Source organism: Kineococcus radiotolerans SRS30216 = ATCC BAA-149, assembly GCF_000017305.1.
Classification (GTDB): Bacteria; Actinomycetota; Actinomycetes; order Actinomycetales; family Kineococcaceae; genus Kineococcus; species Kineococcus radiotolerans.
The window spans coordinates 3797184-3819104 of record NC_009664.2 but is presented as its reverse complement, the minus strand read 5'-3'; the positions used below and the strand labels follow the sequence as shown (position 1 = coordinate 3819104).

Annotated in this window: 24 protein-coding genes; 3 read left to right on the top strand and 21 right to left on the bottom strand. The window is 73.7% G+C overall.

Going from position 1 to position 21921, the window contains the following annotated elements; genetic code table 11:
- Positions 1–28: 28 nt before the first annotated feature.
- Genes hisH through KRAD_RS18110 form a run of 3 tightly spaced genes read right to left on the bottom strand, consistent with a single transcriptional unit; the run spans position 29 to position 2399 of the window.
- On the bottom strand, positions 29–670 hold the full coding sequence (gene hisH, locus KRAD_RS18120) for an imidazole glycerol phosphate synthase subunit HisH (RefSeq protein ID WP_012087109.1): 642 nt from the start codon (positions 668–670) through the stop codon (positions 29–31).
- Positions 667–1266 carry an imidazoleglycerol-phosphate dehydratase HisB gene (hisB, locus tag KRAD_RS18115; RefSeq protein ID WP_012087108.1) on the bottom strand — a complete coding sequence of 200 codons (600 nt, stop codon included), beginning with the start codon at positions 1264–1266 and terminating at the stop codon, positions 667–669. The genes hisH and hisB overlap by 4 nt, the downstream gene beginning before the upstream one ends.
- Entirely contained in the window at positions 1263–2399 is a 1137-nt protein-coding gene (locus KRAD_RS18110) for a histidinol-phosphate transaminase (protein WP_012087107.1), read from the bottom strand. The genes hisB and KRAD_RS18110 overlap by 4 nt, the downstream gene beginning before the upstream one ends.
- A 58-nt stretch (positions 2400–2457) precedes the next feature.
- Here KRAD_RS18110 and KRAD_RS18105 point away from each other — a divergent pair, with 58 nt between their 5' ends.
- Positions 2458–2778 carry a hypothetical protein gene (locus KRAD_RS18105; RefSeq protein ID WP_012087106.1) on the top strand — a complete coding sequence of 107 codons (321 nt, stop codon included), beginning with the start codon at positions 2458–2460 and terminating at the stop codon, positions 2776–2778.
- A 58-nt stretch (positions 2779–2836) separates the two neighbouring features.
- Here the strand turns inward: KRAD_RS18105 and KRAD_RS26645 are convergent, their stop codons facing one another.
- From KRAD_RS26645 to hisD, 4 genes are all read right to left on the bottom strand, one after another.
- Positions 2837–3850, bottom strand: a complete 1014-nt coding sequence (locus tag KRAD_RS26645; protein WP_012087105.1) for a Gfo/Idh/MocA family protein — start codon at positions 3848–3850, stop codon at positions 2837–2839.
- Positions 3847–4836 carry a Gfo/Idh/MocA family protein gene (locus KRAD_RS26640; RefSeq protein WP_238985855.1) on the bottom strand — a complete coding sequence of 330 codons (990 nt, stop codon included), beginning with the start codon at positions 4834–4836 and terminating at the stop codon, positions 3847–3849. Before KRAD_RS26640 ends, KRAD_RS26645 begins: the two co-directional genes overlap by 4 nt.
- A 161-nt stretch (positions 4837–4997) precedes the next feature.
- Entirely contained in the window at positions 4998–5534 is a 537-nt protein-coding gene (locus tag KRAD_RS24580) for a hypothetical protein (protein WP_012087103.1), read from the bottom strand.
- Positions 5531–6808: a histidinol dehydrogenase gene (hisD, locus tag KRAD_RS18085; protein WP_049821534.1), complete on the bottom strand. Its 1278-nt coding sequence runs from the start codon at positions 6806–6808 to the stop codon at positions 5531–5533. Before hisD ends, KRAD_RS24580 begins: the two co-directional genes overlap by 4 nt.
- Before the next feature lie 131 nt (positions 6809–6939).
- Between hisD and KRAD_RS18080 the strand changes: the two genes are divergently transcribed.
- Together KRAD_RS18080 and ybaK are read left to right on the top strand one after the other, a co-directional pair.
- Positions 6940–7620: an LON peptidase substrate-binding domain-containing protein gene (locus KRAD_RS18080; protein WP_012087101.1), complete on the top strand. Its 681-nt coding sequence runs from the start codon at positions 6940–6942 to the stop codon at positions 7618–7620.
- Positions 7621–7630: 10 nt separating this feature from the next.
- On the top strand, positions 7631–8131 hold the full coding sequence (ybaK, locus tag KRAD_RS18075) for a Cys-tRNA(Pro) deacylase (protein ID WP_012087100.1): 501 nt from the start codon (positions 7631–7633) through the stop codon (positions 8129–8131).
- Here ybaK and KRAD_RS27680 read toward each other — a convergent pair.
- The 14 genes from KRAD_RS27680 to KRAD_RS18010 form a co-directional block, all read right to left on the bottom strand.
- Positions 8121–8255: an MFS transporter small subunit gene (locus KRAD_RS27680; RefSeq protein ID WP_012087099.1), complete on the bottom strand. Its 135-nt coding sequence runs from the start codon at positions 8253–8255 to the stop codon at positions 8121–8123. The two genes, ybaK and KRAD_RS27680, sit on opposite strands and share 11 nt — an antisense overlap.
- Positions 8252–9646 (bottom strand): OFA family MFS transporter, encoded by a 1395-nt coding sequence (locus KRAD_RS18070; RefSeq protein WP_012087098.1) that lies wholly within the window; start codon positions 9644–9646, stop codon positions 8252–8254. The genes KRAD_RS27680 and KRAD_RS18070 overlap by 4 nt, the downstream gene beginning before the upstream one ends.
- Before the next feature lie 78 nt (positions 9647–9724).
- Complete coding sequence (locus tag KRAD_RS18065; RefSeq protein ID WP_041292194.1) at positions 9725–10204, bottom strand: hypothetical protein; 480 nt, start codon at positions 10202–10204, stop codon at positions 9725–9727.
- Positions 10201–13743, bottom strand: coding sequence for a DNA polymerase III subunit alpha (dnaE, locus tag KRAD_RS18060; protein ID WP_012087096.1), 3543 nt, complete (start codon positions 13741–13743; stop codon positions 10201–10203). Before dnaE ends, KRAD_RS18065 begins: the two co-directional genes overlap by 4 nt.
- Positions 13744–13844: 101 nt before the next feature.
- Entirely contained in the window at positions 13845–14768 is a 924-nt protein-coding gene (locus tag KRAD_RS18055; RefSeq protein WP_012087095.1) for an RluA family pseudouridine synthase, read from the bottom strand.
- Positions 14761–15336: a signal peptidase II gene (lspA, locus tag KRAD_RS18050; protein ID WP_157873644.1), complete on the bottom strand. Its 576-nt coding sequence runs from the start codon at positions 15334–15336 to the stop codon at positions 14761–14763. The genes KRAD_RS18055 and lspA overlap by 8 nt, the downstream gene beginning before the upstream one ends.
- Positions 15337–15420: 84 nt before the next feature.
- Positions 15421–15900 (bottom strand): TraR/DksA family transcriptional regulator, encoded by a 480-nt coding sequence (locus tag KRAD_RS18045; RefSeq protein ID WP_012087093.1) that lies wholly within the window; start codon positions 15898–15900, stop codon positions 15421–15423.
- 178 nt (positions 15901–16078) lie between these two features.
- Entirely contained in the window at positions 16079–16756 is a 678-nt protein-coding gene (locus KRAD_RS27675) for a DivIVA domain-containing protein (RefSeq protein WP_012087092.1), read from the bottom strand.
- A 106-nt stretch (positions 16757–16862) separates the two neighbouring features.
- Positions 16863–17168 (bottom strand): YggT family protein, encoded by a 306-nt coding sequence (locus KRAD_RS18035; RefSeq protein ID WP_012087091.1) that lies wholly within the window; start codon positions 17166–17168, stop codon positions 16863–16865.
- Between the two features lie 40 nt (positions 17169–17208).
- Positions 17209–17772: a cell division protein SepF gene (locus KRAD_RS18030; protein ID WP_012087090.1), complete on the bottom strand. Its 564-nt coding sequence runs from the start codon at positions 17770–17772 to the stop codon at positions 17209–17211.
- A 69-nt stretch (positions 17773–17841) separates the two neighbouring features.
- Positions 17842–18558, bottom strand: a complete 717-nt coding sequence (locus tag KRAD_RS18025; RefSeq protein WP_012087089.1) for a YggS family pyridoxal phosphate-dependent enzyme — start codon at positions 18556–18558, stop codon at positions 17842–17844.
- Positions 18555–19280 carry a peptidoglycan editing factor PgeF gene (pgeF, locus tag KRAD_RS18020; RefSeq protein ID WP_012087088.1) on the bottom strand — a complete coding sequence of 242 codons (726 nt, stop codon included), beginning with the start codon at positions 19278–19280 and terminating at the stop codon, positions 18555–18557. The genes KRAD_RS18025 and pgeF overlap by 4 nt, the downstream gene beginning before the upstream one ends.
- A gap of 28 nt (positions 19281–19308) precedes the next feature.
- A complete protein-coding gene (gene ftsZ / locus KRAD_RS18015; RefSeq protein WP_012087087.1) occupies positions 19309–20739 on the bottom strand; it encodes a cell division protein FtsZ in 1431 nt (476 codons plus the stop codon).
- A 244-nt stretch (positions 20740–20983) separates the two neighbouring features.
- Entirely contained in the window at positions 20984–21832 is an 849-nt protein-coding gene (locus tag KRAD_RS18010; protein WP_049821276.1) for a cell division protein FtsQ/DivIB, read from the bottom strand.
- Positions 21833–21921 lie beyond the last annotated feature (89 nt).

Here is a 21921-nt window from a genome sequence, read left to right as displayed (position 1 = left end):
TCCCACCGCCGCGGGCCCGGGCCGCGCCTCAGCCCAGGGAGTCCACCCAGTTGCGCAGCAGCTGCGCCCCCGCGTCGCCGGACTTCTCCGGGTGGAACTGGGTGGCCGACAGCGAACCGTTCTCCACCGCCGCGACGAAGCGGGCTCCGTGCTCGGCCCAGGTGATCTGCGGCAGCGGCACCCGCCCGGCGGTGGTGTCGAGCATCTCGAAGCGCTGCACGGCGTAGGAGTGCACGAAGTAGAACCGCTCGTCCTCGACGCCGGCGAACAACCGCGACCCGGCGGGCGGCTCGACGGGGGTCCAGCCCATGTGCGGCACCACGTCCGCGGGCAGGCGCTCGACGGTCCCCGGCCACTGGCCGAGGCCGTCGGGAACCCCCTCGCCGGGTTCGGTGGAGGTCTCGAACATGACCTGCAGCCCGACGCAGATCCCCAGCACCGGACGACCGCCGGCCAGGCGCCGGTCCACGATGGAGTCCCCGCCGATGGACTGCAGCCCCTGGTTCACGGCCGCGAAGGCGCCCACGCCCGGCACGAGCAGGCCGTCGGCCTCCAGGGCGAGCTTCCGGTCGGCGGTGAGCTCCACGTCGGCGCCGACCCGTTCCAGCGCGCGGACCGCGGAACGGACGTTGCCGAAGCCGTAGTCGAGGACGACGACCTTCCTGCTCACAGCGCACCCTTCGTGGAGGGGATCCCCTGGACGCGCGGGTCCGGTTCCACCGCGTAGCGCAGCGCCCGGGCCAGCGCCTTGAACTGCGCCTCCACGACGTGGTGCGGGTCGCGGCCGGCGAGGACGCGCACGTGCAGCGCGATCCGGGCGTGGAAGGCGAAGCTCTCCAGCAGGTGCCGGGTCAGGGACCCGGTGAAGTGGCCGCCGATGAGGTGGTACTCCTGCCCCTCCGGTTCGCCGGTGTGCACGCAGTAGGGACGGCCGGAGACGTCGACGACGACGTGGGCGAGGGCCTCGTCGAGTGGGACGGTGGCGTCGGCGAAGCGGCGGATGCCGGCCTTGTCGCCCAGGGCCTGGCGGAACGCCTGCCCCAGCACGATGGCGGTGTCCTCGACGGTGTGGTGGACGTCGATGTGGGTGTCGCCCTTGGCGACCACCGTGAGGTCCATCAGCGAGTGCTTGCCCAGCGCGGTGAGCATGTGGTCGTAGAACGGCACCGTGGTGTCGATGCTCGTCCTCCCCGTGCCGTCGAGGTCGAGCTCGACGAGGACGCTGGACTCGCTGGTGCTGCGCTCGATGCGCGCCGTGCGGCTCACTGGGACACCACTTCCTGGAGGGCGGTTCGGAACTGCTGCATCTCGTCGGCCGTGCCGATGCTGACGCGCAACCAGCCGGCCGGGCCGGTCTCGCGGATGAGGACGCCGCGCTCCAGCAGCCCCTGCCAGACGGCGTGGCGGTCCGCGAAGCGCCCGAAGAGGACGAAGTTCGCGTCGGAGTCGGCGACCTCGAAGCCGACGTCGCGCAACCACCGCACGGTCTCGTCGCGGCGGGTCCGGAGCTCGCCGACCGTGGAGAGCAGCTCCTCGGAGTGCCGCAGCGCCGCGCGGGCGGTGGCCTGGGTCACGGCCGAGAGGTGGTAGGGCAGGCGCACGATGCGCAACGCGTCCACGAACGCCGTCGAGGCCGCGAGGTAGCCCACCCGGGCCCCGGCCAGCGAGAACGCCTTGCTCATGGTGCGGCTCACGGCGAGGTTGCCGTGGCGGGGCAGCAGCTCCAGGGCGCTGGGGGTCCCGCTGCGCCGGAACTCCCCGTAGGCCTCGTCGACGACGACGACCGCGCCCTGGGACAGCCGCGAGCACTCGTCGAGCACGGCCTCGACGGTCGCCAGCGGCAGCGCCGTGCCCGTGGGGTTGTTGGGGCTGGCGAGCAGGACGACGGAGGGGCGGTGCTCGCGGACCATCGCCCGGGCGTGCTCCACGTCGACGGTGAAGGCGTCGGTGCGCTGCCCGACGACCCAGGTGGTCTGGGTGTCGCGGGCGTACTCGGGGTACATCGAGTACGTCGGCGCGAAGCTCAGCGCGCGCCGGCCCGGCCCCCCGAAGGCCTGCAGCACGTGCAGCATGACCTCGTTCGACCCGTTCGCGGCCCAGACCTGCTCGGGGGCCAGCTCCGCGCCGGACTCGACGCGCAGGAAGGCCGCGAGGTCGGCGCGCAGGTCGAGGAACTCCCGGTCGGGGTAGCGGTTGAGGCCGGCCGCGGCGTGCGCGACGGCGGCGGCGATGTCGGCCACGATCCCCGGGGCGACCGGGTAGGGGTTCTCGTTGACGTTGAGCACGACGGGGACGTCCAGCTGCGGGGCGCCGTAGGGGTGCTCGTCCCGCAGGTCCTCGCGCAGCGGGAGGTCGGCCAGGGTCGTCCCCGGGCCCGTGCGGTCGGTCGTGTCGGTCACGCGGGCCAGTCTCCCAGACCCGGGGGACCGCTCCTCCCCCGCCGCCTACGGTGGAGGGGTGGACCCCCGCCGCCTCGCCCTGCCCCTGGCCGCCCTCGTCCTGGCCGCGTGCGGGTCGGGCGGTGGGGGGTCGGCGTCGAGCACCGACTGCTCCCTCGACGGCTGCACGATCACCTTTCCCCGCGGGGAGGGCTCCGCCGAGGTGTCGGTCCTCGGCGTGGAGGCCCGCCTCGACGGGGTCAGCGGGGGCACCGCGGACCTCACCGTGGCGGGGCAGGACGTCTCCCTCGACGTCGGCACCTCCACCGAGGTGGGCGGACTGACCGTCGGGGTCGAGAGCGTGAGCGACACCGAGGTCGTCGTCCGCGTCACCCGCTGAGCCCGGGTGGTGACCCCCGGGCGGTCACCGCCCGGGAGGTCACCGCCTAGAGCAGGGGTCAGATGGTCATGACCTTCGCGATGGTGCCCGCGCGGGCGCCCTCGTACGCGGCGAGCAGGACCCCGAGGACCGCGATGCCCTCCACCTCGGTGTGGATCGGGCGCCGGCCCTCGCGCAGGCAGTCGGCGAAGTCGCCGATCTCGTCGACGAAGGCGTCGGTCTCGGGGAACTCGAAGGTCTCCTCCTCGCCCGAGCGCAGCCGGTAGGTGACCGAGTGCTCCGTCCCGGTGAGGGAGCCGAGCTCCCCGACGACGGAGAACTTCTCGGTGCCCGGGGCGGGGTCGTAGGCCCAGCTGGTGACCATCTGGCCGACGACGCCGTTGTCGAACCGGACCAGCACCTGGGCGGAGTCCTCGCCCTCCATGAACTTCAGCCGGTGGGTCGAGAGGAACGCCGTCGCCTCGACCGGCTGGGCGGGGGCCTGGGCGGAGGCCAGGTGCAGCAGCAGGTACGTCGGGTGGTAGCCGGTGTCGATGAGCTCCCCGCCTCCGCTGGTCTTCGCCGAGGCGCGCCAGCCCATGTTCGAGGGGTCGAAGTCGTTGTGGAAGCTGTCGGTGGTGCGGACCTCGTAGACGGTGCCGAGCAGCCCGGACCCGAGGATCTCGGTGGCCTTGGCGACCGAGGGGAAGAACAGCTGGTTGTGCGCGCACATCAGAGTGATCCCGTTGGTGCGCACCGCCTCCGACACCCGGCGGGCCTCGTCAGCGGTGAGGCACAAGGGCTTCTCGCACAGGACGTGCTTGCCGGCCTCGGCCGCGGCGATGATGGCGTCGGCGTGCAGGTGGTGGGGCAGGCAGATGTCGACGGCGTCGACGTCGGCGCGGCGGAGCATCTCGCGGTAGTCGGTGAACGGCTGGGCGGACAGTTCCGCGGCGCGGGTGTTCGCCGCCTCCTCGACGACGTCGGCGACCGCGGTCACGACGATCTTCCCGGCGTGCGCTCGGTACCCCTTGACGTGGGCGCGGGTGATCCCGCCCCCGCCGATGAGACCGACCTTGACGACGTCGCTCACGCGTTTCCTCCTGCTGCTTCGTTGGAGCGCACCACGAGGCGGGTCAGCTCGACCGCCCGGCGCTGGTTGTCGGTGACCGCTCCGGAGGTGGGGGTGCCGCCGGTGGCGGCCGAGACCCACTGCGCGAACGGTTCGGGAGCGTCGGCGGGGACGGGCAGGTCCTCGACCTTCCCGTCGGGGCCGCGTCGCCACAGGCGCGCGCCCTCGTCGGTGTAGTGGACGCTGCCCTCGGTGCCGTGCACGTCGACGGTGAACGCGTCGTCGCTGACGAAGCCGGCCTCGACCACGCCGATCGCGCCGTCCGCGTACCCGAGGGACACCACGGCGTGGTCCTCCACCCCGCGCCCGGTGACGCGGCCGTAGACGGCGCGGACGACCGCGGGGTCCTCGCCCAGGAACAGCTGGGTCAGGTAGACGGGGTGGCAGCCGAGGTCGGTGAGCGCCCCGCCCACGCTGGGGGCGGGGTCGAAGAAGCGGTCGGGCAGCCAGCCCCCCGCCGCGCCCGGTTCGCCGCCGTGCACACCGCCGTCGTGCGAGAGCCGCACCCGGGCGTAGGTGAGCCGGCCCAGCTCGCCGGAGGCGACGACGTCGCGCACCGCGAGGGCGTAGCCGTGGGAGAGCCGCGGCAGCGACACCACGAGGGCGAGCCCGGCCGCGCGGGCCTGGTCGAGGAGGCGCTCGCACTCCTCGACCGTGGGGGCGAGCAGCTTCTCGGTGAACACGTGCTTGCCGGCGGCGAGCGCCCTGGCGATGACCTCGGTGTGGGCGGTGGTCTCGGTGGTGATGGTCACCGCGTGCACGTCGTCGCGGGCGAGCAGGGCGTCGAGGTCGTCGGTGAACTCGATCCCGAAGTCGTCGGCGAGCGCGCGGCCGAGGGCGGGGTCGTGGTCCCAGGCGGCGACCAGGGTGGTGTCGGGGTGGGTGGTGGCGGAGCGGGCGTAGTCCTTGGCGTGGACGTGCCAGCAACCGAGCACGGCCACGTTCATGTGGGGCACGGGGGGAGGTCCTCCGGAGACGCTTCGTCGAGTCGGGACGAGGAAACGCTAGGACACGCCGGTGGTCCTGGGAAGGTCCTCCGCGGACCAATCTGAGAACGTTCGCAGCCCCCCGCCGGGCAGCGGTCGCCGCCCGGCGGGGGCCGGTGGGGTCAGCGCGGCCCGTCGGGGTCGCCGGCCCCCGGGGCGGTGGGCCCGTCCTCGCTCCGGCTCCGGAACAGCTTCCAGAACGCGCCGATGCGGCTGCCATCCCCGCCGGCCGCCGCGCCGGCGGCCTCGGCGGGGTCCAGGCGCCCCAGCACCAGCTGCTGCACCACGTCGGGCCACACCGACAGCAGCAGACCCGGGCGCGGGTCCTCCCCGCGCCGGCCGCCCGCCCAGGTCTGCCCTTCGATGGAGTCCTCCCCCACGGTCAGCAGGACGACCTCGGCCCCCTGGAGCAGGCGCGAGAGCGTCCCTGCGTCCGCCTCCCCCGTCGCCGGGTCCTCGGTGACCAGGACGCACCCGAGGCCCTTCACCGGCACCACGAACGCGTTGACCCCCGCCGCGGTGCACACCTCGGCGAGCTTCCTCGCGTTGGCCACCGGGACCACGAGGACGGAACGCACCGGCGGCTTGGGGCCGAACGCCTTCTCGAACTCGGCGTCGAAGTCGAAGTCCGGGTCCCCGCCGGGCACCTGCTCGCTCACGCGCCGAACCTCGCCGTCACGGCCTCGCCGTGCGCGGGCAGGTCCTCGGACTCCGCCAGCGCCACGACGTGCGGGGCGACCTCGCGCAGCGCCGCCTCGTCGTAGTCCACGACGTGGACCCCGCGCAGGAACGTCTGCACGCTCAGGCCCCCCGAGTGCGCCGCCGTCCCCCCCGTGGGCAGGACGTGGTTGGACCCGGCGCAGTAGTCGCCCAGCGACACCGGCGAGTGCGGGCCGACGAACACCGCGCCGGCGCTGCGGACCCGGGCGGCCACCGCGCGGGCGTCGGCGGTCTGGATCTCCAGGTGCTCGGCGCCGTAGGCGTCCACGACGGCCAGCCCGGCCTCCACCGAGTCGACCAGGACGGTGCCCGACTGCCGGCCCCGCAGCGCCTCCTCGACGCGGCCGGCGTGCTTGGTGGCCGCGACCCGGCGCTGCAGCTCGACGTCGACGGCGTCCGCGAGCGCCTCCGAGGTCGTCACGAGGACGGCGGCGGCCAGCGGGTCGTGCTCGGCCTGGCTCACGAGGTCGGCCGCGACGTGCACCGGGTCCGCGGTCTCGTCGGCGAGGACCGCGATCTCGGTGGGACCGGCCTCGGAGTCGATGCCCACCACGCCCTGGACGTAGCGCTTGGCCGAGGCGACGTAGACGTTGCCCGGGCCGGTGACGACGTCGACGGGCCGGACCACGACGGTCCCGTCGGCGTCGCGGGCGCCGTAGGCGAACATGGCGATGGCCTGCGCCCCGCCGACGGTGTAGACCTCCTCGACGCCCAGCAGCGCGCACGCCGCCAGGATCGTCGGGTGCGCCGAGCCGCCGAACTCCCGCTGCGCCGGGGTGGTGACCGCGATCGAGGCCACCCCCGCCACCTGCGCCGGCACGACGTTCATGACGACGCTGGAGGGGTACACGGCCCGGCCGCCGGGGACGTAGAGGCCGACGCGGGCGACCGGGACCCAGCGCTCGGTCACGGTGCCGCCCGGGGCGACGGTCGTCGTGGTGTCGCTGCGGCGCTGGTCGGCGTGCACCAGGCGGGCCCGCCGGATCGACTCCTCCAGGGCGGCCCGCACCTGCGGGTCGAGGTCGGCGAGGGCCGCGCGCAGCTGCTCCGCGGGCACCCGCACGTCGGTGATCCCCACGCCGTCGAAGCGCGCGGTCAGCTCGAGCAGGGCCGGCACGCCGCGGGTGCGGACGTCCTCGCAGATCGGTGCGACCGTGGCCAGGGCGGCGGCCACGTCGACGTCGGCGCGCGGCAGGACCGACCGCAGGGCCATGGCGTCGAGGGTCTTCCCCCGCAGGTCGGTGCGGTGCAGCTCGAGGATCGTCACGGTGGAGGAGTCTACGGAGGCCGGGACGCCCCGGCGTGCGCAGCGGCGCGCCCGGGCCGGGCCCGTAGGGTGGGCGCGTGCCGCAACGCCTCCCGCTGTTCCCCCTGGGCAGCGTCCTCTTCCCCGGTCTCGTGCTGCCCCTCGACGTGTTCGAGCCCCGCTACCGCCTGCTGGTGCAGGACCTGGTGGCCGCCGGGGAGGACGACGACGCCCTGCGCGGCTTCGGCGTCGTGGCCATCAAGGCCGGCCACGAGGTCGGCGAGGGCAACGTCCAGGCGCTGCACGAGGTGGGCTGCGTGGCGCTGCTGCGGGAGGTCACCGAGACCGAGGACGGCGGCTACGAGATCGTCACCGTCGGGGCGAGCCGGTTCAAGGTCGTCGGCATCGACGAGGCCGCGGGCACGCCCTACCTCACCGGTCTGGTCGAGCCCTTCGGGGAGGACGACGAGGAGGACGACGACGCCGACGGCGGGCTGCAGGTGCTGGCCGCGGCGGTCGCGCGCCGGTTCGAGGAGTACCGCGACGTCCTCGACATCGGGGGGGCCGAGGCCCCCGACGACCCGCGCGTCATGTCCTACCTCGTCGCGGCCGCGATGGTGCTGACCCTGGACCAGCGCCAGGAGCTGCTCGAGGCCCCGGACACCGCGACCCGGCTGCGGGGGGAGCTGGCCGTGCTCAAGCGGGAGATCGCCCTCGTCGAGACCTTCGGGGCCGTGCCCGCCACCGAGCTCCCCGACCTGCCCGCCAACCCCAACTGAGCGGGCGAGGGTGGCCCGCCGCAACGCCGACGCCGGGACCCCGGCGCTGCGGCTGCTGACCGAGCGCGGCGTCGCGCACACCCCGCGCCCCTACGACCACGCCGCCCACGACGGGTTCGGCGAGGAGGCGGTGCGGGCGCTGCGGGCCGCCGGGCTGGACGTCGACGCCCAGCGGGTGTTCAAGACGCTGCTCGCCGACGTCGACGGGCGCCTGGTGTGCGCGGTGGTGCCCGTCGCCGGGATGCTCGACCTCAAGGCCCTGGCCGCCGCGGCCGGGGGGAAGCGGGCGGCGATGGCCGACCCCGCGCGGGCCCAGCGCAGCAGCGGCTACGTCGTCGGGGGCATCAGCCCGCTGGCCCAGCGGACACCGCTGCCCACGTTCGTCGACGCGTCGGCGCACCGGTTCGAGACCGTGCTCGTCAGCGCGGGCCGGCGCGGGCTGCAGGTGGAGCTCGCCCCCGCGGACCTGGTGGAGGTCACGGGGGCGAGGTCCGCCGCGCTCAGCCGGTGAACAGCCGCGACACCCGCACCAGCGTCTCCACGACGCCGTAGGCCAGCGGGATCCCCACCAGGGACCACCCCAGGACGAGCCGTCCGCGCGCGTTCCCGCGCGGTGCGTCTGCGCGCGCGTTCACCGGGCGCTCCCCTCTGCCGGGCGGGCGGGTTCGTGGAACCGCTCCGCCACCGGGCGGACCAGCAGGTTGGCGACGAAGCCGACGGCCAGGACGGCGACCATCGTCAGCAGGGCCGGGCGGTAGGCGCCGGCCGTGAGGTTGCCCGGGTCGCCCTGGGCGTCCAGGAACCCGTTGACGATGAGCGGGCCGGCGATGCCCGCGGCCGACCAGGCGGTGAGCAGCCGGCCGTGGATCGCGCCCACCTGGAACGTGCCGAACAGGTCGCGCAGGTACGCCGGGACGGTCGCGAAGCCCCCGCCGTAGAAGGAGAGGATGATCGCGGCGAACAGGACGAACAGCGCGGTGCTCACCTGCCCGAACGTGGCCAGGAGGAAGTACGTCACCAGCCCCACGCCCAGGTACACCACGTAGATCGGCTTGCGGCCGATGACGTCGGAGGTCGAGGACCACACGAAGCGCCCGGCCATGTTGGCCATGGACAGCAGGCCCACGAAACCGCCGGCGGCGGCGACCGTCACCGTGGAGACCCCGTCGTCGCCGCGGAAGAAGTCCTGGATCATCGGGGAGGCCTGCTCGAGGATGCCGATGCCGGCGGTCACGTTGCAGAACAGCACGATCCACAGCAGGTAGAACTGCGGGGTGCGGATGGCGTTGCGCGCCGAGACGCTGGCCGTGGTGACCATGCTCCGGCGCTTGACCGTGGCCGGGTCGAACCCGGCGGGGGCCCAGCCCTCGGCCGGGACGCGGATCGTCGCGGCGCCGTAGGACATCAGCAGCGCGTGGACGACGGCGAACGTGAGGAACAGCAGGGCCACCGCCGACCCCGCCGGTGCGCTGCCGGCGACCGTCGAGTCGTAGGCCGGGTCGTACGCCGACAGCAGCCGGGTCGACAGCGGGCTGGCGATGAGCGCGCCGCCCCCGAAACCCATGATGGCCATGCCGGTGGCGAGGCCGGGACGGTCCGGGAACCACTTGATGAGGGTGGAGACGGGCGAGATGTACCCGATCCCCAGGCCGATGCCGCCGATGACGCCGTACCCGAGGTACAGCAGCCACAGCTGCCCGGTGGCGATGCCCAGGGCACCGACGAGGTACCCGGTGACCCAGCACGCCGCCGACGCGGCCATCGCCTTGCGCGGACCGCTGCGGTCGACCCACGTCCCGCAGACCGCGGCGGAGAGGCCGAGCATGACGATGGCGATCGAGAACACGAGACCGATCCGGGTCTGGCTCACGTCGAAGTGCTGGACCAGGGCCGTCTTGTAGACGCTCGTGGCGTACACCTGCCCGATGCACAGGTGGACCGCGAGGGCCGCGGGTGGCACCAGCCACCGGTTGAAACCCGGCGGAGCGACGATGCGCTGCCGGTCGAGAACGCCGAGCACGGACACCAACTGCTCCTTCGCCGCGGGACACCGAACCCCCGGCACAGTAGACCGTTCAACCGCTTCGGGCCCACCGCGACGCGCTCAGGGCACGCGCGTCCACTCCAGCAGCGACCGGGTGAGCGTCACGAGCGCGACGACGACGGCGACGACGAACGGCTGGACCAGCAGCACGACCCACGCGTGCAGCGTCACGTGGGCGCTGTCGGCGGGGTCGGTGGGCGGCAGGGACGTGCCCAGCCCCGCGGCCAGCAGCGCACCGGCCGCCGCCCCCGCCAGGGCGGCCCCCAGCAGGAGCAGGGGCCTCGGCCCCGGGGCGCGGACGACGGCGAGCCCCGCGAGGACCCCGAGCAGGCCGGTGAGCACGGTGAAGACCCCGTCGCGGGCGACGGGGTACACCGCGGGCGAGGTGACGACCGGTTCGCCCACCACCCAGGTCGGGGGGTGGCGGGTGAGCGCCCACCACACGACCCCCACGACCAGGCCCAGCAGGGCCTGGCCGAAGAGCAGGACCAGCGGCAGCCGGTCCGTCCGCCCGGGCCCCGGGACCGGGGCGGCCGTCACACCAGGCACGCGGGGCCGAGCAGCTGCTTCAGGTCGCCGAACAGGGCCGGGCTGGGGGTGACGCGCAGCGAGTCGTCCAGGCGCATCAGCGTCCCGCTGCCGCCGCCGTTCCTCGTCAGCCGCAGCCGGACCTCGGTGGAGCCGGCGTGGGTCTCGAGGACGGACTTCAGCTTCTCCACGACCTGCGTCGTGCAGCGCGCCGTCGGCAGCGTGACCGTGACGGGCACCCCGTCGGTGCTGGAGATGTCCGGCACGGTGAGGCCGGAGGCGTAGATCGTCGGCACCTCGTCGCGCCGGTTGAGCCGGCCCTTGACGACGACGACGAGGTCCTCGGCCAGCAGCTGCGCCACGTCGGCGTAGGCCTGGGGGAAGAACAGGCACTCGATGGCCCCCGCGAGGTCCTCGACGGTGACGATCGCCCAGTAGTTGCCCTGCTTGGTCGTCTTGCGCTGCAGCCCGGTGATCATCCCCGCGATGGTGATGTTCGAGCCGTCGGGACGGGACTCGTCCTCCAGCAGCGTCGCGATCGGCACGTCGGAGGCGTTGGCCAACAGCCGCTCCAACCCGAACAGCGGGTGGTCGGAGACGTAGAGGCCGAGCATCTGCCGCTCGTGGGCCAGCAGCTCGGCCTTCTCCCACTCGGGCAGGTCCGGGATCTCGACGTGGAAGCCCCCCGCCCCGCCGTCGTCGTCCCCGCCGAGACCGGCGAACAGGTCGAACTGCCCGATGGCCTCGTTGCGCTTGACGTCCACGACGGCGTCCACGGCGTCCTCGTGCTTGGCCACCAGCGCGCGGCGGCGGTGCCCCAGGGAGTCGAAGGCGCCGGCCTTGATGAGCGACTCGATGGTGCGCTTGTTGCAGACGACCGCGGGGACCTTGGTGAGGAAGTCGGTGAACGACTCGTAACGGCCCTTCTCCGCCCGGGCCTCCACGACCGCGTCGACGACGTTGGCGCCGACGTTGCGGATCGCGGTGAGGCCGAAGCGGATGTCGGCGCCCACGGCGGTGAAGTTCGCGCTGGACTCGTTGACGTCCGGCGGGAGCACCTGGATGCCCATGCGGCGGCACTCGTTGAGGTACAGCGCGGACTTGTCCTTGTCGTCGCGCACCGAGGTGAGCACCGCGGCCATGTACTCCGCCGGGTAGTTCGCCTTGAGGTAGGCCGTCCAGTAGGAGACCAGCCCGTAGGCCGCGGAGTGGGCCTTGTTGAAGGCGTAGTCGGAGAAGGGGACGAGGATGTCCCAGAGCGCCTTGACGCACTCCTTGGAGAACCCGTTGTCCAGCATCCCCTTCTCGAAGCCCACGTACTCGGCGTCGAGGACCTCGCGCTTCTTCTTGCCCATGGCCCGGCGCAGCAGGTCGGCGCTGCCGAGGGAGTACCCGGCGACCTTCTGCGCGATCGACATGACCTGCTCCTGGTACACGATCAGGCCGTAGGTCGTGCCGAGGATCTCCTTCAGGGGTTCCTCGAGCTCGGGGTGGATCGGGGTGATCGGCTCCTGGCCGTTCTTGCGCCGGGCGTAGGCGGTGTGCGAACCCGCGCCCATCGGCCCCGGGCGGTAGAGGGCACCGACGGCGGAGATGTCCTCGAAGTTGTCCGGGCGCATGAGCCGCAGCAGCGAGCGCATGGGCCCGCCGTCGAACTGGAACACCCCGAGGGTGTCCCCGCGGCCGAGGAGGTCGAACGTGGCCTGGTCGTCGAGCTCGAGGGCGTCGAGGTCGACGGCCTCCTTGCCGTTGGCCACGACGTTCTTCAGGGCGTCGTCGAGGATCGTGAGGTTGCGCAGCCCCAGGAAGTCCATCTTGACCAGCCCGAGCGTCTCGCACGTCGGGTAGTCGAACTGGGTGATGATCGCGCCGTCGGCTTCCCGCTTCATGATCGGGATGAGGTCGATCAGCGGGTCGGACGACATGATGACGCCCGCGGCGTGCACGCCCCACTGCCGCTTCAGCCCCTCGAGACCGCGGGCGGTGTCGACGACCTTCACGACCTCGGGGTCGGACTTGTAGAGCTCGCGGAACTCCCCCGCCTCGGAGTACCGCTTGTGGTTCGGGTCGAAGATCCCCGACAGCGGGATGTCCTTGCCCATGACGGCCGGCGGCATCGTCTTCGTGATGCGGTCGCCCATGGAGAACGGGAAACCCAGGACGCGCGAGGAGTCCTTGACCGCCTGCTTCGCCTTGATCGTGCCGTAGGTGACGATCTGCGCGACGCGGTCGGTGCCGTACTTCTCGACGACGTACTGGATGACCTCACCGCGGCGGCGTTCGTCGAAGTCGACGTCGAAGTCGGGCATGGACATGCGCTCGGGGTTGAGGAAGCGCTCGAAGAACAGGCCGTGGCGCAACGGGTCCAGGTCGGTGATCTTCATGGCGTAGGCGGCCATCGACCCCGCGCCGGAACCACGGCCCGGTCCGACCCGGATGCCGTTCTCCTTGGACCAGTTGATGAAGTCGGCGACGACGAGGAAGTACCCGGCGTAGCCCTTGGAGGTGATGACCTCGATCTCGTAGTCGGCCTGCTTGCGCACGTCGTCGGGGATGCCCGCCGGGTAGCGCTGGGCCAGCCCGCTCCAGACCTCCTTGACGAACCAGCTCTCCTCGTCCTCCCCCTCCGGGCAGGGGAAGCGCGGCATGTAGGCGCCGGTGGACTCGGTGAACTCGACCTCGCACCGCTCGGCGATGAGCAGGGTGTTGTCGCAGGCCTCGGGGTGGTCGCGCCACACGTGGCGCATCTCGGCGGGGCTCTTGAGGTAGAACTCGTCGGCGTCGAACTTGAAGCGCTTGGGGTCGGCCAGCGTCGAACCGGACTGCACGCACAGCAGCGCCGCGTGCGCCTGGGAGTCCCCCGCGTGGGTGTAGTGCAGGTCGTTGGTGGCCAGCAGCGGCAGGTCGAGGTCCTTGGCCAGCTTGAGCAGGTCGTCCTGGACGCGGCGCTCGATGTCGAGGCCGTGGTCCATCAGCTCGCAGAAGAAGTTCTCCGCCCCGAAGATGTCGCGGTAGTCCGCGGCGGCCTTGCGGGCCTCGTCGTACTGGCCCAGCCGCAGCCGCGTCTGGACCTCCCCCGAGGGGCAGCCCGTGGTGGCGATGAGGCCGGCGGAGTACTGCGAGAGCAGCTCGCGGTCCATGCGGGGCTTGTAGAGGAAGCCCTCGAGGCTGGCGAGGCTGCTCATCTTGAAGAGGTTGTGCATGCCGGCGGTGTTCTGGGCCAGCATCGTCATGTGGGTGTAGGACCCCGCGCCCGACACGTCGTCGCCGGAGCGGCCGTTGGGGTCGCCCCACTTCACGCGGGTCTTGTCCTGGCGGGCCGTGCCCGGGGTCAGGTAGGCCTCGACGCCGATGATCGGCTTCACGCCGTGCTTCTTGGCCGTCTTCCAGAAGTCGTAGGCGCCGAAGACGAAGCCGTGGTCGGTGGTGGCGACCGCCGGCATCCCCATCTCCGCGGCGGTGCGGAAGAGGTCGTCCACCTTGGCCGCACCGTCCAGCATGGAGTACTCGGTGTGGACGTGCAGGTGGGCGAACGAGTCCGCGGATGCCATGGTCGGCGCCTCCTGGGGGTGAGCTGGTGGTGCGTGTCGATGGTAGGCGCCGGGTCGGACGCGCAGGCCCCCCGACACTCGCGCCGGGGGGACCGGAGGGGTCAGTCCTGCAACCGCTCCAGCGCGGTGGCGAGGTCCTCGGGGTAGCTGCTGGTGAACTCCACCGCCTGCCCCGTCCCCGGGTGCTCGAAGCCCAGCCGCACGGCGTGCAGCCACTGGCGGGTCAGGCCCAGGCGCGCGGCCAGCGTCGGGTCCGCGCCGTAGTTGAGGTCCCCCACGCAGGGGTGGCGCAACGCCGAGAAGTGGACGCGGATCTGGTGGGTGCGCCCGGTCTCCAGGTGCACCTCGCAGAGGGCGGCGGCGCGGAACGCCTCCAGCACCTCGTAGTGGGTGACGCTGGGCTTGCCCTCGGCCGTGACCGCGAACTTGTACGTCCCGCCCGGGTGGCGGCCGATGGGGGCGTCGATGGTGCCGCGCAGCGGGTCCGGGTGGCCCTGCACGAGGGCGTGGTAGACCTTCTCGACCGTGCGCTCCTTGAAGGCGCGCTTGAGGGCGGAGTAGGCGTGCTCGCTCTTGGCGACGACCATCAACCCCGAGGTGCCGACGTCGAGGCGGTGCACGACGCCCTGCCGCTCGGCCGAGCCGGAGGTGGCGATGGTGTAGCCCGCGCCCATCAGGCCCCCCACGACCGTGGGACCGGTCCAGCCGGGGCTGGGGTGGGCGGCGACGCCGACGGGCTTGTCGACGACCACGAGGTCGTCGTCGTCGTGCACGATCGTCAGGCCCTCGATCCGCTCCGCCACGGCGGTCGGGGCGCCGGGGGCGTCGGGGACCTCGACCTCCAGCCACGCCCCGGCGGTGAGGCGGTCGGACTTGCCGACCGCGCGGCCGTCGACGAGGACGTGACCGGCCGCGGCGATGTCGGCCGCGCGGGTGCGGGAGAGGCCCAGCAGCCGGGACAGGGCCGCGTCGACGCGTTCGCCCTCCAGGCCGTCGGGGACGGGCAGGCTGCGCTGCTCAGGCACCCTCGGCCTCCTGGTGGGTGCGGGCGGGACGCGTCTCGCGGCGGCCGTCGAGGCCCGTCCCGCGGACGGCGAGCACCGCGATGAGGACGGCCGCGGTGCAGATGCTGGCGTCCGCGACGTTGAAGATCGGCCAGTGCGGCAGCTGGAGGAAGTCCACGACGTGGCCGCGCGCGAAGCCGGGCTCGCGCAGCAGGCGGTCGGTGAGGTTGCCGGTGGCCCCGGCGAGCAGGAACCCGAAGGCCAGCGCCCACGGCAGGCTGCGCAGCTTCCGGGACATCCGGACCACGACCACGACCACGACCGCGGCCAGGACGGTGAAGATCCAGGTGAACCCGGTGGCGAAGCCGAACGCGGCGCCGGGGTTGCGGATCAGGTGCAGCTGCAGCAGGTCACCGACCAGGGGCTGCGGGTCGCCCTCCTCCACGAGGTTCGCGACGGCCAGCACCTTGGTGACCTGGTCCAGCGCGTAGACCACGGCCCAGACGAGGGCGGTCCACAGCGCGTAGCGGGGGCGCCGGTCGTCGGTCCCCGGGGGGGACGGCTCCGGGGCGGGGGTGGCATCGGTCATGGCGCCCCAGTGTCCCACGCCGTCCGCCCGCCCCGGTCGGCGATCGCCGGGGACCACCCGTGCGAGCGCCGACCGGGAGGCGGCTCAGCGGCGTTCGCCGCGGGACTTGCAGCGCACGCAGAGGGTCACGCGCGGGAAGGCCTGCAGGCGGGCCTTGCCGACCGGGCCGTCGCAGGACTCGCAGACGCCGTAGACGCCCGAGCCCAGGCGCACCAGGGCGCGCTGGGTCTGCTCGAGCAGCTCGCGCGCGTTGTTGACGATGGTCATCTCGTGCTCGCGCCCGGCCGTGGTGGCGCCGTGGTCGACCTGGTCGTCGCCGGCGCCCTCGCCGGAGCGCACGAGCGCGGAGAACGAGGAGGACGCCTCGGCCAGCTCCGCGGAGAGCCGGTCGATCTCGAGCTGCAGCTCGACGCGGACCTCGTCGAGCTCGGCGGGGGTCCAGGCCTCCTCGGAGTCGTGGACCGGCACGACCGGCAGCTCGCGCACCGCCGCGGCGCGAGCGGCGCGCCCCGTGGTCCTGGCTGCCGCCCCGGCGGTCGCGGTCCCTGCAGACACCCCGTGCATCGTGGTCCCCCCTCACATCGAGCGCGGCTGACGCACCGCGTGCGGGAGACACTAGGGATATCACCGTGTGTGAGCAACCGGAAACGGAAAGTTGCCAGCATCAGCCGGGCGGGGGCCCCGGAACCACGACAGCCGCCACCCCGGCGGGGTGGCGGCTGCGGGAGCGGTCCCGGAGGACCTAGCGGGTCACGGCGTCGTCGGGGACGACGCGGGCCAGGCGGCGCAGGTCCTCGAGCTGGGAGGCCATGAAGCGGTCGAGCTGCTCGCGGTAGGTGGTCTCACGGCCGTGCAGCTCGTGGATGACGTCCTCGAGGACGTGCCGGCGGGTCTCCAGCTCGCCCAGCGTGCGCTCGCGCTGCGCCTCCGCCTCGGTCACTACGCGCTGGGCCTGCTCCTGGGCCGCGGCGACGAGCGCGTCGCGCTGCGCCTCACCCTCGCGGACGTACTCGTCGTGCAGGCGCTGCGCCAGGGCGATGACCCCGGCGGCGCGCACGGCCGCGTCCTCCCCCGCCGCAGCGGCGGGCTGGGGAGCGGGCGCGCTCACCGGCGCCGGCTCCGGCTCGGGGGCCGGGGGTTCCTCCTCGGCCACGGGTTCGACGACCGGCTCGGCGGCCTCGGGGACCTCGGCGACCGGGGCGGGCGCGTCCGCGACCTGGGCGCCCGCCCGGGTCAGCTCGGCGACCCGGGCCTGGCACTGGCTGAGCTGACCGCGCAGCTCGGCGTTCTCGCCGTTGAGCCGGCGCAGCTCGGCGACGACCTCGTCGAGGAAGTCGTCGACCTCGTCCTGGGCGTACCCCTCGCGCACGCGCGTGGGGTTGAATCGCTTCTCGACGACGTCTTCCGGAGTGAGCGGCATCTCCACACCTCTGCTGACGGACCGCCCCGGACGGACGGCGAACCGGCCTTCACCGTAGCCCACGTGATCGCCCCGGCCCCCGCGGAGGTCGGGGCCCGCGGCCCGGTCAGGACAGCGCGGAGCGCACCGCCAGGCTCTCGAACGTCGGCATGAGGATCGAGCAGAGGATGGCGAGCACGAGGAAGGCGAGGTCCAGCTGGACGGCACCCAGCCGCAGCGGCGGCAGGATCCGGCGCAGCAGCTTCAGCGGCGGGTCGGTGACCGTGTACACGGCCTCCGCGCCCACCAGGACCGCCCCGCGGGGCCGCCACTCCCGCGACAGGGCCTGGACCCAGTCCAGGACCAACCTGCCGATGAGGCAGATGAAGAAGATCAGGACGACGAACTCGGCGAGCTTGAAGACCACGGCCACGGAATCATCCTGCCTGATCGCACGCCGTGGTCACGACCGATCAGGACTGGTTGAAGAAGGTTCGCTCGGTCGGACGCTCCTCCTCCTGGGAGGCGACCTCCACGTTCGCCGGCGAGAGCAGGAAGACCTTGTTGGTCACCCGCTCGATCGCACCGTGCAGCCCGAAGACCAGACCGGCGGAGAAGTCCACCAGCCGCTTGGCGTCGGAGTCGTCCATGTCCGTCAGGTTCATGATCACCGGGACGCCCTCGCGGAACGACTCGCCGATGGTCTTGGCCTCGTTGTAGGTCCGCGGGTGGATCGTCGTGATCCGGTGCAGCTCGGGGGACGAGGAGGTGGTCGACGTCTGGGGAACCACGTGGGCCACCTGCTTCCTGATCGGGGTCACCTGGGCGGTGGTCGCGGGAGCGGGCCGACGCTCGACGGACACCTCCGGCCGGGGTTCGTGCCGGACCTCGGGGCGCGCCTCGTGCCGGGACTCGACGCGCACCTCGCGGGCGGCCTCGACCCGGGGGCGCGTCGTCTCGGGCTCGGTGTCCTCGGCGTAGCGGTCGTCCTCCGCGAGGCCGAGGTAGACCATCGCATTGCGCAGCGCGCCGGCCATCGCAGGCTCCTCGGGATGTGCTGGGTCTCGTCTGGTGTGCACCCGGCCACGGGACCGGACACGCGGACGTTACCGCGCGGGAGGACGGGAGCCGAGGATGGCGCTGCCGACACGCAGGTGTGTCGCCCCCGCGGCCACGGCCTGCTCGAGGTCTCCGCTCATCCCCGCCGACAGCTCGAGCGCCCCCGGGTGGTGCTCGCGCACCCGCTGCGCGGTGCGCGCCAGCGCGTCGAAGGCCGCGGCCGGTTCCACGCCCAGCGGCGCCACGGCCATCAACCCCCGCAGCCGCAGCGCGTCCGCGCCCGCGACGGCGTCGGCCACCCGCAGGACCTCCTCGCCCGCCGCGCCCCCGCGGCCGGAGTCCGCGGGCAGCCCCAGGGCCTCGGCGAGGTCGACCTGGACGAAGCAGCCGAGCTCGCGGCCGGCCCCGGCCGCGGCGCGCCCGAGGGCGTCGGCGAGGCGGACCCGGTCCACGGAGTGCACCGACCCGGCGTAGCGGACCACCGAGCGCACCTTGTTCGTCTGCACCTGCCCGATGAAGTGCCAGTGCAGATCGGGCAGGTCCGCCAGCTCGGCCGCCTTGGCCGAGGCCTCCTGGTCGCGGTTCTCCCCCGCGTCGCGCACGCCCAGCCCCGCCAGGAGGCGGACGTCGGAGGCGGGGAAGAACTTGGTGACCGCGACGAGGGTCAGGGTGCCGGGATCGCGCCCGGCGGCGCGGGCGGCGGCGGCGAGGCGGGCGCGGACGGCGTCCAGCCCCGCGGCGAGCTCCTCGCGACGGTCGTTCACGCCAGCACCACCACGCCCCCGCTGCGCCCGGTCCGGCCCTCGCGGCGGTAGGAGAAGAGGTCGTCGTCCTCGACGGTGCAGCGCTCCACGCGGGAGGCGGGGACGGCGAGCCGCTCCAGCTGCGCGAGGACCCCGGCCGCCACGTCGACGGCCGGGGTGCCCCGGCGCGTCCGGGCCCGGGCCGCGGGGACCCGGGCGGCGACCTCGTCGGACATCGCCTGCGGCACCTCGTAGCAGCCCCCGCAGACGGAGGGGCCGAGGACCGCGACGAGGTCCTGCGCGCCGCGGGCGCGCAGCGCCGCGACCACGGCGGGGACGACACCCGCCACGAGACCCGGACGGCCGGCGTGGGCCACCGCGACCAGGCCCGCGCGCGGGTCGGCCAGCAGCACGGGGACGCAGTCGGCGACCACGACGGCGAGGGCCAGCCCGGGGACGGCGGTGATCAGGGCGTCGGCGCGCGGGACGACCGCCGGCGGGCCGTGGACCTCGACGACGTCGGCGCCGTGCACCTGCTCGCCCACGACCAGGTGCTCGGCCCCCACGGCGGCGCGCAGCGCCTCGCGGTGCGCCGCGACCCGGGCGGGGTCGTCGCCGACGTGGTCACCGAGGTTCAGGCCGTCGTACGGGGCCGGACCGCGGCCACCGGCCCGGGTGGTGAACCCGCCGCGGACGCCGGCCGGGAGGCCGGCGTCCAACAGCGGGACGCGCTCGTCGGGCACGCTCACCGACCCGACGGGAGGGACGGCGTCACTTGAGGAAGTCGGGCACGTCCAGGTCGTCCTCCTCGGGCCGCGGACGGCCCGGACGACGCACCGAGGCGTTGTCCTGCGGGAGCTCGATGATCCGGGGCACCTGGACCGGGTCCTCGCTCGGCACGACCTGCGGCGCCTGATGGGCCACCGGCTGGGGCGCCGGCTGCTGGGGCGCCTGCTGCTGCTGGGGCGCCGCGGGCGGCTGCTGGCCGTAGGCGGGCTGGCCGTACTGCGAGGGGACGTACTCCTGCTGGCCGTAGGGCCGCGAGGGAGCCTGCTGGGCCTGGGCGTACTGCGGCTGCGGGGCGGGCGCCGGGGCGGGCGGCTGCTCCTGCTGCTGGTACTGCGGAGCCGGCGCGGCGGGGGCCGCGGGGGCGCCCCAGGCGTCGGGGCGCGTCGTGCGCGGCGGCACGGCGCTGCCCTGCTGGGGACGGCCGGAGACCTGCCCCAGCGCCCGCTCGTCGCGGCGGCGGACCGGGGTGCCGGAGTCGAAGCCCGCCGCGATGACGGTGACCCGCACCTCGTCGCCGAGGGCGTCGTCGATGACGGCGCCGAAGATGATGTTCGCCTCGGGGTGCGCAGCCTCCTGGACCAGGCGGGCAGCCTCGTTGATCTCGTAGAGACCGAGGTCGGAACCACCCTGGATCGACAGCAGCACGCCGTGCGCGCCGTCGATGCTGGCCTCGAGCAGCGGCGAGGAGATCGCCGACTCCGCGGCCTGGACGGCCCGGTCGTCGCCGCGGGCGGAGCCGATGCCCATGAGGGCCGAACCCGCGCCCTGCATGACCGACTTCACGTCCGCGAAGTCGAGGTTGATCAGACCCGGGGTGGTGATGAGGTCGGTGATGCCCTGGACACCGGAGAGCAGCACCTGGTCGGCCGACTTGAAGGCGTCGAGGATGCTGACCTGCTTGTCGGAGATCGACAGCAGCCGGTCGTTGGGGATGACGATGAGGGTGTCGACCTCGTCGCGGAGCTCGGCGATGCCGCTCTCGGCGGAGTTGGCGCGACGGCGGCCCTCGAAGGTGAAGGGACGGGTGACCACACCGATGGTCAGCGCCCCGAGCGAGCGGGCGATGCGGGCCACGACGGGCGCCCCGCCGGTGCCGGTGCCACCGCCCTCGCCGGCCGTGACGAAGACCATGTCGGCGCCCTTGAGCACCTCCTCGATCTCCTCGGCGTGGTCCTCGGCCGCCTTGCGGCCGACCTCCGGGTCGGCGCCGGCGCCGAGCCCGCGGGTGAGCTCGCGTCCGACGTCGAGCTTCACGTCCGCGTCGGACATGAGGAGCGCCTGGGCGTCGGTGTTGACGGCGATGAACTCGACGCCCTTGAGGCCGACCTCGATCATCCGGTTGACCGCGTTCACGCCGCCGCCGCCGACGCCGACGACCTTGATGACCGCTAGGTAGTTCTGCGGAGCTGCCACGTCGAGTGCCTCTCGCCTCTTTCGCCTGTGTCGCTGTCTGAGCGGTGGTGCCGAACCCTGACCCTCAGGTAGAGGGTCAACGTTATGTCACTTCCTGCTGGATGGTGACCGTAGGGAGCGGAGGAGGTGAACTGCAACCGTCGGCACGGCGTGTCGCGACAACACCCCGTTCGGATCCGGGATCTACACCACAAATGACCCTCAGTGACTAAGGAATCACCAGGAGTTCAGAGGAGGGACGGCCTCACGGGGTGACGGCGGGCGCGTCGGGCGCGGAGACGTCGAGGACGGAACCCGCCGACGCCGTCGGGTCCGCCAGCAGCCGCAGCAGCACCTCGGCCTTGCGCTCGGGGCGGCTGTCGTCGCCCCACACCACCCGCGGGCCCCCCGCCAGCTGCAGGGAGACCGCGTCGGGACTGGTCGCGGAGATCGACGACACCCGTGACCGGACCTCCGTGGACAGCGTGGCGTTCACCGCGATCGCCGCCTGCAGGGCGTCGCCGCCCGCCGCGGCCACGTCGACGTCGAGGAGCGGGACCCCGCTCGGGGCGTCAGCGGCGTGCACCAGCACCGTCCCCGTGCCGTCGACGAGGTCGACCCCGCCGGTGGTCGAGGGCACGGCCGCGACGGCCTGGCGCTCGTGGACGGTCACGACCAGGGTCGAGGGCCACGACCGCACCACGTCGGCGCCCTGCACCAGCGGCAGCGCGGACACCTCCGCCGCCAGCGAGCGCGTGTCCACCCGGGCCAGCGCGTTCCCGCGCTGCCCGTCCACCACGGCCCGCACCGTCGCGAGGTCGGTGCGCTCCACGCCGTCGACGCGGACCTCCGTCACGCGCAGCCAGGGCGAGCCCAGCAGCAGCCAGCCGGCCGCGACGAGGAGGAGGCCCAGCACGGCCAGGACCCCGCCCGCGCGCCGTCCCGGCCGCCAGCGCCGGGCGCGACGGGCGCCGGCCAGGTCGGCGACGGGCGGGCGCTGCCGGCCGCCCGGGCGCGCCCCGCCGCGCGCCGCGGCGGGAGCGGGGCGGGTCTCCCGGGCCGACGGGGTCCGCGACCTCGCCGGGACCACCGGGGTCTGACCGGCCGCGCGCACGGCCCGCCGACGCTGCGGGGCACCGCTCCGGCGCACCGGGGCGGGCTCGCCCGCCGACGCGGGCGGGGGCGCCGGGGGCTGGCGGGGCC